Here is a 14,928-nt window from a genome sequence, read left to right on the forward strand (position 1 = left end):
CGCCATCGCGGGAGGATTATTCCGAGAGCGCGAAGGTCTCGAGCTTGGCGGCGTTGTCGGCCGTGATGAGCACGCAGTCCATCAGCTGCTTTTCTTCGGCCGGGCCCTTGCCGGTCTTGATGTAGGTGTCCGCCTGGGTCACGGCGAGCTGGGCCTGGGCATAGGCCGGCTGCATGACGGTCGCCTTGATGCCGCCTGACTTGATCGAGTCGCGCACGTCGTTCGAACCGTCGAAGCCGACGACGATGACGTCCTTGCGGCCGGCAGCCTGGAGCGCTGCAATCGCGCCCATGGCCATCGTGTCGTTGCCGGCGATCACGCCCTGGATATCCGGATTGGCCTGAAGGATGGTCTCCATCTTGGAGTAACCCTCGGTCTGGCTCCAGTTGGCCGACTGCTGGGCGACCATCTTCATATCGGGATATTCATCGATGACGTCGTGGTAGCCCTTGGAGCGGATGCCGGCATTGAGATCGGCTTCGCGGCCGAGCAGCTCGACATAGTTGCCCTTCTCGCCCATCAGCTTGACGAACTCTTCGGCACCGAGCTGCGCGCCCTGGTAGTTGTTCGAAACGATCTGCGAGACGGCAACGCCCGTGGCGTTGATTTCACGATCGATCAGGAAGGACGGGATGCCCGCATCCTTGGCCTTTTGCACGGCAGCGATCGAGGCTTCCGAACCGGCATTGTCGAGGATGATCGCCTTGGCGCCGCGGCCGATGGCCGTATCGATCAGCTGCGACTGCTTGTTGGCGTCGTCATCATGCACCAGAACCAGCGTGTCGTAGCCGAGTTCCTTGGCCTTGGCTTCCGCGCCGACAGCTTCCGCCTTGAAGAACGGGTTGTCGTGGCTCGGCGTGATGATGGCGATGAGGTCGGCAGCGAAGGACGGCATGGCGACGCCTGCGGCCATGACGGCAGCAAAGCCGACGGTGATCAGTCTGCGGGTAATGTTCATATGTCTCCTCCCGGTTAGACACCGGCTCCCTGCGACCATCCCTCCATTGAACATGGCCGCGCCGGTGCAATCTTTGTCCGGCGCGCTGGGCGCCGGCAGCGGCGGACGAAGCCCGCCGGAAAATCAGGTGATGCGCTGGATGCTGGCCGCGATTTCCGCAGGCTCGAACACGCGCTTCCAGTCGTCTTTCATCAGCACGGGCTTGCCGAACTCGATGGCCTTGTTGCAGGCATCGGAGAACACGCCCGGCGTCTCTTCGAAGATGACCGCGCCGAGCACATTCATGTGGCCGAGCAGGAAGTCGCGAGCGGCCTCCTTGGCAACGCCGCGGCGCACGCACTCATCCATGGCTTCGCGCATGACGACGAGCAGCGAGGCGCAGACCGTTTCGGACAGGCCGGGCTCCAAGAGCGCCATCTGCTCGACGGTGACGCGGTGCGAACGCATGACCGGCGCCCAGATGACCTTGGCAATCTCCTCGCCGAGGCCGTAGGCCTCTTCCGGACCCTGCATGAGTGCGGACACGATGTGCTGCTTGGCGGCGATGCCGCCGAAGAAGTCGCGCTTGGCGGCCGGATCCGTCTCGTCGTTGAAGATCGGCGGATGGCAGGGATGCGTGACGAAATAGGTGAGGTCCGCGCGCTCCGGCAGGTGGCCGGCGAAAGGCGCGGCGGCATCGAGCGCCACGACCATCGTGCCCGGCTTCAGCTTGTCGGCAATGCCGGCTGCGACCTTGCCGATCGCCGTATCGGGAACAGCCAGGATAACGACATCGGCGCCGTCGAGGCCTTCATCGGCAGAGAGGCAGGACAGACCAAGATCGTCCGACAGACGCTTCTTGCCGGCGTCGCTCACCTCGATATGACGGACATCGAAGCGCGAACCCTTGAGATTCTTGGCGAGCCGATAGCCCATTTTGCCGCCGGCGCCGAACAACGCGATCGATGTCATCGAAGACCTCCCTAATGCGCGCGGCCGGAACGAAACCTGTCCGGCCGGAAATTTCCTCCACCGGTCGCCCGGTATGGGTCTATATTTCTCAACTGGTATAACAAGTCAATAACTATCTATTCGGATATGTTATGTTTATGTGAACATCACATGATGGCGGCACGGCGATCCGCATCGATACCGCCACTTAAGAAGCTGGAATGAAATGACTTTTCTTCGCGACAAAAACAAAGAAGAGCCGAACGTCACGCGACGTTCGGCTCAATGTCACATCCGGCATGGGATACTCGATGCGACCAGCGCGTCGAAAAAACCGTCAGAGACGGGCGGCAATCGTCGCGGCTATGAGGGCCAGCGAGACCGCGCCGGCATCGGGATGGCCGATGCTGCGCTCCGCAAGCGGGCGCGCGCGGCCCAGCCGCGGCGAGAGCGGCGCGGTCGCTTCCGCCGCCCGCCTGCAGGTATCGCTCGCCTTCTGCCACGCGTCCTTGAGAGAGAGGCCGTCGGCCTTGGCGGTTTCCAGCGCGCCGACGAAGGGCACGAAGGCATCCACCAGCGTCTTGTCGCCAGGCTTTGCGCCGCCCAGGCGCATCACATCATCGAGCGCTGCGCGCGCGCCGCGGACCACATCGGCATCCTCAACCGCCTCCTCGTCGGAGAAAGAGGAACTCCATGACCGCAGTAGCAGGCCCCAGATGGCGCCCGACGTGCCGCCGGCGCGGTCCGCCCAGGCATCACCGGCCACCGCAAGCGCGCTCCGCACACCGGCACCGGCCGCAACGGCCTGATGGAGCGCCTCGCGGGCGGCGGTCGCGCCGCGGCGCATGCCCTGGCCATGGTCACCATCGCCGGCAAAGGCGTCGATCCGGCCAAGCTCAACCTCCGCCTCGCTCAGCGCCGAGACCATGACGTCGAGAATGCCGGCAAGGCAGCGTGCGCTTTCCCGCGACGCCAAGGATGCCGGACCAAAAACCGGCGCTTCATCTTCAGCGCCCGCGCGAACCGAGGCCGGCTCCGTGCGAAAAGTTTCGCCGCGACGAAAGACCGGCGTGTCGCATGGCGCGAGCCAATAGCGCTCCAGCTCCGCATCGAGCCACAGAACCGTCAGAGAGCAGCCCTGCATGTCGAGGCTCGTGACATATTCGCCGACCTCCGGCGCCACGAGATCGACGCCCGCCGCCTGAAGCAGGGTTTCCACAGCACACCAGAGGACGAAAAGCTCTTCATATTTGGTGGCGCCGAGACCGTTCAGCAGCACGGCCGCACGGCGCGCACCGGCCGGGCGCTCTGCCAGAACGGTCTCGACAAGCAACTCCGCCAGCGCCCGTGCAGGCACGATTTCGGCATCGCGGATGCCCGGCTCGCCATGAATGCCGAGGCCGAGCGCCATCATGCCGCGCGGCACGGTGAAGAGCGGCTCTTTGGCACCCGGCAGGGTGCAGCCGCCGAAGGCGACACCGAAGGAGAAGGTCCGGTCATTGGCACGCCGGGTGACGCGTTCGACGTCGTCGATATCAAGCCCGGCCTCCGCCGCCGCCCCCGCAATCTTGAAGACGACGAAATCGCCCGCGATGCCGCGCCGCCGCAGATGCTGGTCCGCCGGGGCGCTCGCCACATCGTCCGTGACGGTGACGATGCGCACATCCACGCCCTCGGCGCGCAGGCGTTCGGCCGCCACGCCGAAATTCAGCACGTCGCCGGCATAATTGCCGAAACCGAGAATGATGCCGCCGCCGTAGTCCGCATTGCGGCAGACGCGGGCAACCGCCGCCGTCGAAGGCGACGCGAAGATTTCCCCTGCGACTGCTGCATCGGCCATACCCGGTCCGACATAGCCGGCAAAGGCCGGATAGTGTCCGGAGCCGCCGCCGACGATGACCGAGACCTTGCCCTGCGGCACCGCCGTGGAGCGCACGACGCCGCCCTTCACCAGCCGGACATAACGCCCGTAAACGCGAGAAAAGCCTGCAAGCGCGGACGCGGCGAAGGTTTCGGGGTCGTCGACGATCTTGGTCACAGGGGCCTCCCGCAGGCAATCATGCCCGTGAAGATGCAACAGGGACGGCGCGGAGAAAAGAGCAAAGCGCCACTCGTGGACCGCGAACCCTCAAAGGCTTACGCGGTTGAAGGCCGTCAGATGCTCGGCAATCGCTGCAATCTCCGCGGCGCGGCGCGCTTCATCCCAGCCGAGTGCTGCCGCCGCGATATCGGCGATCTCGTTCAAGCCGGCCGCGGTCACCTTGCCTTCGATGGCAAGCGTCGTGCGGCGCAGGACGATGTCCGCGAGATGACCGACCATTTCGTTGCGGGCGATCCAGTCGATCTCCGCGCGCCCATAGCCATCGACATGGGGCAGCGGCGTATCGCCGACCTGCGCGATATGGGCGAGCACCGCATCGGCCGTCGTGCCGTAGCGGGCAAGAAGGGCTTCGATACGCTGGGCAGGCAGGCCGCTCTTTGCCGCACGCTCGGAAATCCAGGCGCGGCGCGCCGCGTCATCGACCGGGAAGGCGCGCCCGCCGCCGATCGGCAGCATCTGCGTGCTGGTTTTCCGGCTCCGCCCAATACGCGCAAGGATCGTGTCGGCCACCTCTTCGGCAAAGCCGCGGAAGGTCGTCCATTTGCCGCCGACGAGCGAGATGACCGAGAACGGCCGCCCCTCGCCGGGTTCCGCGACGGGCGCCGAATGGTCCCGGCTGATCAGGCCGGGATTGCTGGCGTCCGACGCCGGCAGCGGGCGGATGCCGCTATAGGCATAGACGATCTGGTCGCGGCTGAACGCCAGCTTCGGCAGCAGCGAACGGAGGCTTGCGAGGAAATAATCGACCTCGTCCTCCTCGCAGCGCACCGTCTCCGGGTTGTCGGCCTTGATATCCGTCGAGCCGACGAGCGCGAGGCCGAGGAAATCATAGACGAGGCAGATACGGCCATCGTCGGCTTCGAAGTAAATCATTCGGCCTTTCAGGCTCTTTACCAGCGCGGGGTGCTTCAGCAGGATATGCGAGCCCTTGGTGCCGCCGATCAGTTTTCCCGAAATGCCGAGCGTCGCATTGACGGCATCGATCCAGGGGCCAGCGGCGTTGACGACGATGCCGGCGCGAACGGCGCGTTCGTCGCCGCCCGGCTCCTGAAGGCGCAGCACGCCCGCCTCCTGCCCGAGCAGCGCGGTGTCGTTCATCGCAGCTGAGGCCGGGCTGGCATCGAGACCGTCGCGCACCAGTTCCCAGACGAGGCGTTCCGGCCGGCTGATCTTGGCGTCGTAATAGATGCCGCCCGCGACGATGCGCGGGGTGATTTCGGGCATTTCCTCAAGCGCCTTGCGGCGGAAGAAGAACTGGTGCTTCGGCATGACGCGGTGGCGCGCACCATAGAGGTCGTAGAGCGCAAGACCAATCTTGATGAGCACCGCACCACGGCTGCGCGGCGCCGTCGTCGAGCCGAACAGCGTGCGCAGGGCCGCAAACGCCCCTTTCATCAGCGAAAAGGAGGGAATGAAGGTCGGCAGCGCCTCGACGCAATGCGGCGCGTTGCGCAAAAGCAGATTGCGCTCCAGAGTCGATTGCGCGACGAGGCCGAGTTCGCCGGTCTCCAGATATTTGATGCCGCCATGGATGAGGCGCGAGGGGGCGGCACTCGTGCCCGAGCCGAAATCGGCCTTGTCGACAATGAGGCATTTCAGGCCTTGCAGGCAGAGATCGCGAAAGAGCCCTGCCCCGTTGATGCCGGCGCCGAGGATGATGACGTCGTAGGTTTCGACCGTCGCGGATGTCGTGTCCGTCATGATGGGCGTTCCTGTCATTTCTCGGCACCAAGGCGCCGCAGCACCGGCCAGAGCGGCTTCATGGCCCCGGCGAGATCGAGGAAGACCCGGTATTTCTCGTCATAGGCTTTCCGTCGGTCGGGATCCGGCTGGTAGGTGGTTTCGATCGACGCGAGATCGCGCGGATCGTCGGTGGGCGAGGCAAAGAGCCCAGCGCCGGCGCCCGCACAAAGTGCTGCACCCCAGGCGGCAGCCTCCTCCGTGCGCGTCGCCGTGACCGGCAGGCCAAGGATATCGGCAAAGAGGCCGGCCATCGCGGGATTGCGCGAGATGCCGCCGGTCAGGCGGGCGGTAGCAGGCGCAAAGCCTTCGCGCAGCGCATCGACATGGACGCGATGATTGAAGGCGATGCCCTCCAGCACGGCGCGCACCAGATCGCCGCGGTCGTGCCAGGCGTTGAGACCATAGAAACCGGCACTGGAGGCGCCGCCGAATGGCGATCCGAAGAGATAGGGATGGAAGAAGGCGCTGGAGGGGCGTTCGCGCGCAACTTCGAATTCCTTGCCGAGGATCGCATGGATGCTCTCGCCGGCGGCCTCCGCCGCCTTGGCGTCGGCGGCGCAAAACTGATCGATGAACCAGTCATAGTTGGCCGTCGAAGCGGGCGAGATGGACATGTTGTTCCATTCGCCCGGCAGGATGCCATTGCGGCAGAACCAGCGGCCATCGACCTTGGGCGCCGGCGAAACCGTCTCGTTGATCGAATAGGTGCCGGCGATGACGGCGATCACGCCCTCGCCATAACCGCCCATGCCGAGCGCGGACGCCGTTACGTCGTGCAGGCCAGCCATGACAGGTGTGCCCGCGACAAGCCCGGTCAGACGCGCGGTCTCCGGCGTCACGCCGCCGACGATCTCGGTGGAGCGGGCCATGGGCGGCTGCTTACCAGCAAGGCGATCCAGCCCGAAGAGGCGGAAGGAATCATCGGCATAGTCCTGCGTCAGAACGTTGGTGAAGGAGGTGCTGGCTTCCGTACGATCCGTGCCGATCGTTCCGCAAAGGCAAAAGCGCAGCCAGTCCTTCGCGGCGATGAAATGCGCGATGCGGACATAGCGCGCGGGCTCGTGATCGCGGATCCAGCGCAGGATGGCGGAGGGCGCGGAGGCGTGCGGCTTCTGGCCGGTCAGGGTCAGCGACTGCTCGCCGATCTCGCTCTCGTTCCACGCCTCGGCAATCGCATCGGCGCGGGTGTCCAGCGACACGATGGCATTGCCGAGCGGCCGCCTGTCGTCATCGAGCAGATAAATGCCGTCGCCATGCGCCGTCGCGGCAATCGCGACGATATCGGAGGCCGGCCGGCCGCAGGCGGCGACCGCTTCCCGGATGGCATCCGCCGTCGCGGCCCACAGGCCGTCCATGTCGCGCTCGACATGCTGCGGCGCGGGGATCAATTGCGGAACACGGCGGCGGGCGATGGCGAGCACCGTTCCGTCCGCGTCGAAAATCACGGCCTTGGTGACCGTCAGTCCGCTGTCTATACCCATGATGCAGGGCATCGCTGTCTCCATTCTCAAGCGAAGGAGAAACGGCACCGAGCATCAAGATATCCGCAACAGCGGAACCCTTAGCCGGCCCGTTCTCCGTCCGCCACAATGACGTTGATCCCCTTCGAGCGCATGCGCGACAGGTGGGAAATCGGGATATCCTCGTCGACAACAACGGCGTCGAACTCTTCGAGCGTCGCGAAGTGGTGCAGCGCGCGCCGTTCGAATTTGGTGTGATCGGCCAGCAGCACGCGCTTCGTCGCGCTTTCGAACATCGCCCGCTTGGTCGCAACCGTCTCCGGCGACTGGTGGTAGACCACGTCGTCGACGATGGCCGAGAGCGACATGAACACGGTGTCGGCGCGCAGCCGGCGGATTTCGTTGGTGGTGATATGCCCCATGAAGGCATTGCACCAATGGTAGAACTGCCCCCCGAGACAGATGAGGTTGAGGTCAACGACCTCCTTCAGCTCGTTGATCAGGACGAGCGAGTTGGTGATGACCGTCAGCGGCACCTTGGCCGGTAGGAAACGCGTCATCTCGTGCACAGTGGTGGCGTCGTCCATGAAGATCGCCTGCCCCGGCTCGACGAACTGCATGGCGGCCTTCGCGATCGCCTTCTTCTCCTTGGCCTGCTTGGTGGCGCGGTAGGCATCAGAGGATTCGATCAGGCTGGTCGGTGCGGCCGAAACCACGCCGCGCGTCTTGCGGAAAAGGCCCCGGCTCACGAGATCATCGACATCGCGGTGCGCCGTCATCAGGCTGATGCCGAAACGCTCGGTCAGGTCCTCGATGCGGATGGAGCCTTCGGCGATAACGGTCTCGGCGATCATCTGGCGCCGCACAAGCTGGCGCGCATGCCGGCTGTCGCTCGGAAGCTCTTCCGAGAGCAAATCCTTGACGTCGACTTTCTTGTTCACGGGAGATCCTGCCATGCTTCGAGGTGAGAGCTTTCGTATCTCGTATCGGGCGGCAAGGAAAATGCCAAGCTAACCCGGGATGACCCGGGGAATGAGGGTGGGAGCGCCCCGAAAGGCGCTCCCGGTATCGATTACTCGCTCAGAACGAAGGGAGCGGTGTACTTGTCGACATTGTCCTTGGTGATCAGCAGGCAATCGAAAAGCTGCTTTTCGGTGGCGACACCGGTCGAGCCGTTCTTGATGACGTTGTCGGCCTGCTTGACGGCCGCTTCCGAGAACACGGCAACCGGCTGAAGCACGGTGTACTGCAGTTCGCCCGCCTTGATGGCGGCAACCGCGTCCGGCGAACCGTCGAAGCCGCCGACCTTGACCTGGTCGAGCTTGCCGGCTTCCTTGAGCGCTGCGATGGCGCCGAGCGCCATTTCGTCATTGCCGCTAATCACACCGATGATGTCAGGATTGGCCTGCAGCATGGACTGCATCTTGTCGTGGCCCTTGGTGCGATCCCAGTCAGCCACTTCCTTGGCGGCCTTTTCGAGATCGGGGTACTGCGTCAGCACGGTTTCGTAGCCGTTCGAACGCGTCGCGGCGTTGTTGTCAGAGGGTGCGCCGAAGAGTTCGACATACTTGCCCTTGTCGCCGACCGCTTCGACCCACTGCTGGGCACCAAGGGCCGCGCCCTGGGCGTTGTTCGAAACGAGCTGCGCCTTGGCAAGGCCTTCCTGGTTGATCTCGGCATTGACGAGGAGGACCGGAATGCCGGCGGCGACGGCCTTCTTGACTGCGCCGACCGAACCGTCGGCATTTGCCGGGTCGAGAATGATGGCGACCGACTTGTTGGTGATGGCAGTGTCGATCAGGTTGCTCTCGGTGTTGGTGTCACCCTTGTGGGCACCGACATTGGCCGTGTAGCCGAGGCTTTCAGCGGTCTTCTTGGCAACTTCGCCTTCCGTGAACCAGTAGGGGTTCGACGGATCGTTGACGATCACGGTGATCAGGCCTTCAGCCCAGGCAGAGCTGAACAGCAGCGGCATGACGGCAGTTGCCGCGAAGAGGACTCGCATACCTTTTTTGAACATGGTCTCACTCCCTTTGTTGAGTTCGGTTGCGCCGATTTTCGGCAATACTTTCCGCTCTCGGGCCACTGGATGGTCCGCCTCTCCCGATAGCAGTCAGTTGGTGTCGGTCGCCGCTGGTCTCAGCGACGGCCGTATTTCACACTGTTCAGCAGAACAGCGGTAACGATGACGGCGCCGGTGAAAACCGTCTGCCAGTAGGCCGAGACGCCGATGATCACGAGGCCATCCGAGAGGAAGCCGATCACGAAGGCGCCGAGCATGGTGCCGATGACCGTGCCGCGGCCGCCCGTCAGCGCCGCGCCGCCGATGACGACGGCGGCAATCGCCGTCAGTTCGTAGGTGGTGCCGGCGGTCGGGCCTGCGGAGGTCAGCTGCGAGGAGAGAACGAGGCCGGCGACGGCGGCGCAGATGCCCGAGAGCACATAGACCGTGATCTTGACGCGCTTGACCGGTACGCCCGACAGTTCCGCCGCACGCTCGTTACCGCCCGAGGAATAGAGCCAGCGACCGAAGGCCGTACGGGCCAGCAGGATATGGCAGGCGACCGCGAAGACGAGAAGCACGAGCACGCCGATCGGCACGCCGGCCAGGCGGTTGAAGCCGAGCCAGTCGAAGCCGGTATTGCCGAGTTCCGGGCGGCCGCCGAGATTGTTGTAGGTAAGGCCGTTGGTCATCAAGAGCGCGATGCCGCGCGCGACATAGAGCACGCCGAGCGTTGCGACGAAGGCGGGGACGCGCAGATAGGCGATCAACACGCCATTCACCGCGCCGACGACGGCACCGAGCAGGCAGGTCAGGATCACCACGACCCAGACCGAGGGATAGAGGATGATGCCGAGCTGCGGCAGCGTCACGCCCTGCATGAGGAAGCCCGCGACGACGCCGGCGAGACCAAGCGTCGAGCCGACCGAGAGGTCGATACCGCCATTGAGGATGACCAGCAACATGCCGATGGCCAGCAGGCCGAAGATCGCGACATGCGAAGCCATGATCAGGAAGTTGCTGATCGTGAAGTAGTTCGGTGACATCAACGAGAAGACCACGACGATGGCGATCAGCGCAAAGAAGGCGCGGCCCTCGAACAGGAGCTCGATGAAGCTCTTCTTGCGCTTGCCGCCGCTGACTGCCTTGGTCTGGATTGCAGGTGTGACTGACATGGCTTCAGCGCTCCTAGTGGGCATGCACGGCTTCGCCGGAGGCGGCCATGATCTGTTCTTTGGTCACGTCGGGACCGAATTCAGCGGAGATGCGGCCGCGCCGCATGACGACGATGCGATGGGCGATGCTGAGGCATTCGCCGACTTCCGAGGTCGTGTAGACGACGGCGAGCCCTTGCTTGGCGCGTTCGGCGAGCAGCTTGAAGACTTCGGCCTTGGCGCCGATATCGATGCCGCGGCTCGGTTCGTCGAGCAGGATGACTTCAGGGTCTGTCGCCAACATCTTGCCGATAACCACCTTCTGCTGGTTGCCGCCGGAGAGCGAGCCGATGGGTGCCGCCCCGCCATCCGTCTTGATATGCACCTTGCGGATGGCACTATCGACGAGCCCGGCTTCGCGCGACGTGGAGGTAAAGAGGCCGCGCGTGAAAGCGCCGAGGCTGGCGAGCGACAGGTTGCGGCCGACGCTCATGGTCTGTACGAGGCCATCGCGCTGACGATCTTCCGGCACGAGCACGAGCCCGTCGCGGATGCATTCGGCAATCGACTGGCCGGTGACGTCCCTGCCCTTCAGCACGACCTTCCCGGCCGTGGCCTTCAGGCGGCCCGCGACGGTTTCGAGCAGTTCCGTGCGCCCGGCGCCCATCAGGCCGTAGATGCAGACAATCTCGCCGGCGCGCACCGACAGCGACATGCCGTCGACGACCGAATAGCCGGCACCGCCTGGATCGGGAACGGTCAGGCCTTCGATAGAGAGCGAGACAGCCCCCATGTCATAACCGGTGGGCGGGGAGCCGAGGTCGAAATTATCGCCGACCATATGGCGGACGATCCATTCGAGATCGATGTCCTTGCGCTCGGCATAGGCGGTCATCGTGCCGTCGCGCAGCACCACCGCATGGTGGGTGATCTGCAAGGCTTCTTCGAGGTGATGCGAGATATAGACGATTGAGACGCCGCGGCCGGTGAGGTCTCGGATGACCTTGAACAGCACCTCGACCTCCGAGGCCGACAGCGCCGAGGTCGGCTCGTCCATGATCAGGATGCGCGAATTGACCGACAGCGCACGCGCGATCTCGACGATCTGCTGCTGGCCCAGCCGCAGGTCCTCGACCGGCGTCAGAGGATCGATATCCTCTTCGAGTTCTTCCATCAGGAGGCGCGTCTGGCGCTCTTCCTCAGCGAAATCCACGCCCGTCGCCGTCATAATTTCGCGACCCATGAAGATGTTGTCACGAACGTTCATGTTCGGGGCGAGGCTGAGCTCCTGATGGATGATGGAGATACCGCGGTCACGGGCTTGGGAGGATGACGCGAAAACGACCGATTCCCCATCGAGAATGATGTCGCCCGATGTCGGCTTGACCACACCGGACAGAATTTTCATCAGCGTCGACTTGCCGGCGCCGTTCTCGCCGAACAGGGTTGTCACCTGCCCGCGATGAATATCGAAATTGACGCCCTTGAGGGCGTGGACGCTGCCGTAGGATTTGGCCACGTTGCGCGCGGCAAGAACGACTTCGCCTTTCGGGCCGGCTTCCGGGATCGCGCTCATTGGACGTCGAACCTCACGGGAGTGACGATCCAGCTCTTCGGATTGACGAGCTTGAAGACGCCGATGACGGAAACGGTCTTGCCGGCAAGGGCTGCCGGATCGATGCCGTCGAGCACGACCTTCTTGACCTCGTTGTTGATGGCCGAACCGGCGTCCTGATACTCGATCTGGTTCTTGAACTGGCCGAATTCGATCTGGCCCGTCGCGTCGCGCAGGTCCGTGCCGTTCAGTGCGGGGCCGGTCTGGACGCGCACCGTCAGCTCGGCCGGAAGACCTTCGACGGCGATGACGTTATAATTCGCCTTGCGCTCACCGATCACACCGGTGAACTTGACCGGGAAGACCGGGCCGGTGGAGGTGTTGACGCCGTATTTCTCGCTCGCCGCCTTCTTGTCGGCGGCGATCGCCTGCGCCAGTTCGACCGCATCGGCTGCGCGCGTCTCCACGCTCTGCTTGATAAGCGGGAACTGCTCCGTGCCGAAAGCTTCCGGCGAGAATTTCTGGACCTGCACGTCGGCCTCCGAACCGATCTGCACGATCTTCGTGTCGAAGGCCATGGCGCCGACCAGCACGACGGCGGCGGCAATGCCGATCCAACGGTAGCTGCGTACGGGCTGGGGCGAATTCGGGAGCGTCGCGTCAGTCATGTCGATTGGCCTTGCGGTTGAACGATGGAAGCGTCAGCGGTGGCGCCGGGAGAGAGGTGTCGGCGAGAACAGGCTGAGAGACACATCCAAGGCGCTGCGGCCGGGTGTCAATGCCTTCCAAACGGAACATGTCATGATGCCCTCCCCATGAACGGCGCCGGCCGGATCTCCTCATCCGCCTTGCGCTGCAGTGCACACTTTTTCGCAGTTGCGATATATGTGTGTGATATGTCCCAGTATATATGTTAATTTAACACAGGCTGTCAATCGGCGTTTTCAGGCTATCCTGAAACAATTCGGCTTCTTTTTTCCTGTTCCCACCAATGCGGAACGGGCATTCGTTACGAGACGCCATCGGATTGCCGCGATCCCCAGCAAATGAAACGAAGTTGGCGAGGAAGACAAAAATTCCCGCTTATAATTGAAAAAATGCGGATTTTCGGCGTTTCCGCAAGACAGAGAAATCCGTCAGCCAGTCGTATTGGGAGCAAAGCACCGGCAGCAAAGGCACAACACGCCTGCTCCCATCAACCCTCCCTTTGCCATCCAGCATAACTGAAAAATAATTCGTTGTGAGAAAAATTTTACGAGACATGTGATAACTTTATGGTATGTTTTCTCGTGAGGTTCGCTAATCCCGTGGTACAGTCTCTGAAAGGTCGCTCGACCTTGGCCGGAACACCACGCGCTCCAGCGAAAGACGATCGGGAGGATGGAATGCTTTGTTTCGGATCAGGCGAAGCGATGCTTGCTGTCGCAGGCTGCGCATGTGTGCACCATGGCTGAGACGGCAGACCTGATCATCGGCATCGACGCCGGCACCTCCGTCATGAAGGCCGTCGCCTTCACGCTTTCCGGCCGCCAGATCGCCAGCGCCTCCGTACGCAACAGCTACAAGACCAGCGACGACGGCTCCGTCACGCAATCCCTCGACCAGACCTGGCTCGATTGCACGCGCGCCTTTCGCGGTCTCGGCGAAAAGGTGCCTGATCTCGCCGAACGCACTGCCGCCATTGCTGTCACCGCCCAGGGCGACGGCACCTGGCTCGTCGGTGCCGGCAACCGCCCCGTCGGCGATGCCTGGTTGTGGCTCGATGCCCGCGCGGCACCGACCGTCGAGCGCCTTGCCGCAAGCGATGCCGACCGCCAGCGCTTCGAGGCGACCGGCACCGGCCTCAACACTTGCCAGCAGGGCACGCAGCTTGCCCATATGGATCGCCATTTTCCGGAACTGCTTGCCGGCGCGGAAGTCGCGATGCATTGCAAGGACTGGCTCTACCTGAACCTGACGGGTGTGCGCGCCACCGACCCGTCCGAGGTGAGCTTTACCTTCGGCAATTTCCGCACCCGCTGCTATGACGGCGACGTGCTCGCCGCGCTCGGCCTGACGCATCGCCGCAACCTGCTGCCCGAAGTGCTCGAGGGCACCGAAACCACGCATCCACTGACGGCGGAGGCCGCCGCTGCCGCAGGCCTCAAGGCGGGCACGCCCGTCTGCCTCGGCTATGTCGACATGTGCATGACGGCGCTGGGTGCGGGCGTGCGCAGCGAAGGCCGCAACGCCGCCTGTTCCGCCATCGGCTCGACGGGCGTGCATCTCCAGGCGAAATCCGTGGCCGATGTCGTGCTGAATGCCGAGCGCACCGGCTATGTCATCGCGCTGCCCATCCCCGGCATCGTCACCCAGGTGCAGACCAATATGGGCGCGACGATCAATCTCGACTGGCTGCTCCAGCTCGGCGCCGATCTTCTCGGCGAGTTCGGCGTCAGCGTCGGGTTGAGCGACATGATCGGCCGCGTCGACCAGTGGATTGCCGCCAGCAAGCCGGGCAACGTACTCTACCACCCCTATATTTCCGAGGCCGGCGAGCGTGGCCCCTTCGTCAATGCCCGCGCGCGCGCCAATTTCACCGGCCTCGCCAGCCGCCATCGCTACCCCGATCTCGTGCGCGCCGTCGTCGAAGGCCTCGGCATGGCGACGCGCGATTGTTACGCCGCCATGGGCGCCCTGCCCTCCGAACTGCGCGTCAGCGGCGGTGCCGCCCGCTCGGCCTCATTGCGCGGCACGCTGGGTGCGGCCCTTGGCGCGCCGGTGCGCGTCAGCACCCGCGAGGAAGCGGGTGCCGCCGGCGCCTCGATGATGGCGGCCGTCGCCATAGGTGCCTACCGCACGATGGACGATTGCATCGCCGACTGGGTGACACCCGAGCTTGGCGATGCCGAACAGCCTGATACCGCAGACACCGAACGCATGGACCGCCTCTTCGCCGCCTATTCCGAGGTGCGCCGGGGCATCGCGCCGGCCTGGGACATCCTGGCCGCACGCTGACGAAACGACATGTGCGCCGCCCGCCCTG

General features: G+C 64.0%; 11 protein-coding genes. 1 reads left to right on the plus strand and 10 read right to left on the minus strand.

What is annotated here, in order from left to right; all coding sequences use genetic code 11:
- Nucleotides 1–16: 16 nt before the first annotated feature.
- The 10 genes from ACOZK4_RS15025 to ACOZK4_RS15070 form a co-directional block, all read right to left on the minus strand.
- On the minus strand, nt 17–958 hold the full coding sequence (locus ACOZK4_RS15025) for a D-ribose ABC transporter substrate-binding protein (protein WP_421592578.1): 942 nt from the start codon (nt 956–958) through the stop codon (nt 17–19).
- A 123-nt stretch (nt 959–1,081) separates the two neighbouring features.
- The gene (locus ACOZK4_RS15030; RefSeq protein WP_421592579.1) at nt 1,082–1,909 is read right to left on the minus strand and encodes a phosphogluconate dehydrogenase C-terminal domain-containing protein; all 828 of its coding nucleotides are present in this window, start codon (nt 1,907–1,909) and stop codon (nt 1,082–1,084) included.
- Between the two features lie 316 nt (nt 1,910–2,225).
- Nucleotides 2,226–3,926 carry a dihydroxyacetone kinase family protein gene (locus ACOZK4_RS15035; protein WP_421592580.1) on the minus strand — a complete coding sequence of 567 codons (1,701 nt, stop codon included), beginning with the start codon at nt 3,924–3,926 and terminating at the stop codon, nt 2,226–2,228.
- 90 nt (nt 3,927–4,016) lie between these two features.
- Entirely contained in the window at nt 4,017–5,690 is a 1,674-nt protein-coding gene (locus tag ACOZK4_RS15040; RefSeq protein ID WP_421592581.1) for a glycerol-3-phosphate dehydrogenase/oxidase, read from the minus strand.
- Nucleotides 5,691–5,704: 14 nt separating this feature from the next.
- Nucleotides 5,705–7,225: an FGGY-family carbohydrate kinase gene (locus ACOZK4_RS15045; protein ID WP_421592582.1), complete on the minus strand. Its 1,521-nt coding sequence runs from the start codon at nt 7,223–7,225 to the stop codon at nt 5,705–5,707.
- A 68-nt stretch (nt 7,226–7,293) separates the two neighbouring features.
- A complete protein-coding gene (locus tag ACOZK4_RS15050) occupies nt 7,294–8,148 on the minus strand; it encodes a DeoR/GlpR family DNA-binding transcription regulator (RefSeq protein WP_421592583.1) in 855 nt (284 codons plus the stop codon).
- 116 nt (nt 8,149–8,264) lie between these two features.
- Complete coding sequence (locus tag ACOZK4_RS15055; RefSeq protein WP_421592584.1) at nt 8,265–9,212, minus strand: D-ribose ABC transporter substrate-binding protein; 948 nt, start codon at nt 9,210–9,212, stop codon at nt 8,265–8,267.
- 119 nt (nt 9,213–9,331) lie between these two features.
- Complete coding sequence (locus ACOZK4_RS15060; protein WP_313532262.1) at nt 9,332–10,369, minus strand: ABC transporter permease; 1,038 nt, start codon at nt 10,367–10,369, stop codon at nt 9,332–9,334.
- 13 nt (nt 10,370–10,382) lie between these two features.
- A complete protein-coding gene (locus ACOZK4_RS15065) occupies nt 10,383–11,924 on the minus strand; it encodes a sugar ABC transporter ATP-binding protein (protein WP_421592585.1) in 1,542 nt (513 codons plus the stop codon).
- Nucleotides 11,921–12,571: a DUF2291 family protein gene (locus ACOZK4_RS15070; protein WP_421592586.1), complete on the minus strand. Its 651-nt coding sequence runs from the start codon at nt 12,569–12,571 to the stop codon at nt 11,921–11,923. The genes ACOZK4_RS15065 and ACOZK4_RS15070 overlap by 4 nt, the downstream gene beginning before the upstream one ends.
- Nucleotides 12,572–13,349: 778 nt before the next feature.
- Between ACOZK4_RS15070 and ACOZK4_RS15075 the strand changes: the two genes are divergently transcribed.
- Nucleotides 13,350–14,900 (plus strand): FGGY-family carbohydrate kinase, encoded by a 1,551-nt coding sequence (locus ACOZK4_RS15075; RefSeq protein ID WP_421592587.1) that lies wholly within the window; start codon nt 13,350–13,352, stop codon nt 14,898–14,900.
- Nucleotides 14,901–14,928 lie beyond the last annotated feature (28 nt).

This window comes from Shinella sp. M27 (assembly GCF_049199905.1).
In the GTDB taxonomy this organism is placed as follows: domain Bacteria; phylum Pseudomonadota; class Alphaproteobacteria; order Rhizobiales; family Rhizobiaceae; genus Shinella.

Coding starts and splice junctions, on each gene's coding strand:
- ACOZK4_RS15025 (WP_421592578.1), bottom strand. CDS start 958: ATGAACATTACCCGCAGACTGATCACCGTCGGCTTTGCTGCCGTCATG.
- ACOZK4_RS15030 (WP_421592579.1), bottom strand. CDS start 1,909: ATGACATCGATCGCGTTGTTCGGCGCCGGCGGCAAAATGGGCTATCGG.
- ACOZK4_RS15040 (WP_421592581.1), bottom strand. CDS start 5,690: ATGACGGACACGACATCCGCGACGGTCGAAACCTACGACGTCATCATC.
- ACOZK4_RS15045 (WP_421592582.1), bottom strand. CDS start 7,225: ATGCCCTGCATCATGGGTATAGACAGCGGACTGACGGTCACCAAGGCC.
- ACOZK4_RS15050 (WP_421592583.1), bottom strand. CDS start 8,148: ATGGCAGGATCTCCCGTGAACAAGAAAGTCGACGTCAAGGATTTGCTC.
- ACOZK4_RS15055 (WP_421592584.1), bottom strand. CDS start 9,212: ATGTTCAAAAAAGGTATGCGAGTCCTCTTCGCGGCAACTGCCGTCATG.
- ACOZK4_RS15060 (WP_313532262.1), bottom strand. CDS start 10,369: ATGTCAGTCACACCTGCAATCCAGACCAAGGCAGTCAGCGGCGGCAAG.
- ACOZK4_RS15065 (WP_421592585.1), bottom strand. CDS start 11,924: ATGAGCGCGATCCCGGAAGCCGGCCCGAAAGGCGAAGTCGTTCTTGCC.
- ACOZK4_RS15070 (WP_421592586.1), bottom strand. CDS start 12,571: ATGACTGACGCGACGCTCCCGAATTCGCCCCAGCCCGTACGCAGCTAC.
- ACOZK4_RS15075 (WP_421592587.1), top strand. CDS start 13,350: ATGGCTGAGACGGCAGACCTGATCATCGGCATCGACGCCGGCACCTCC.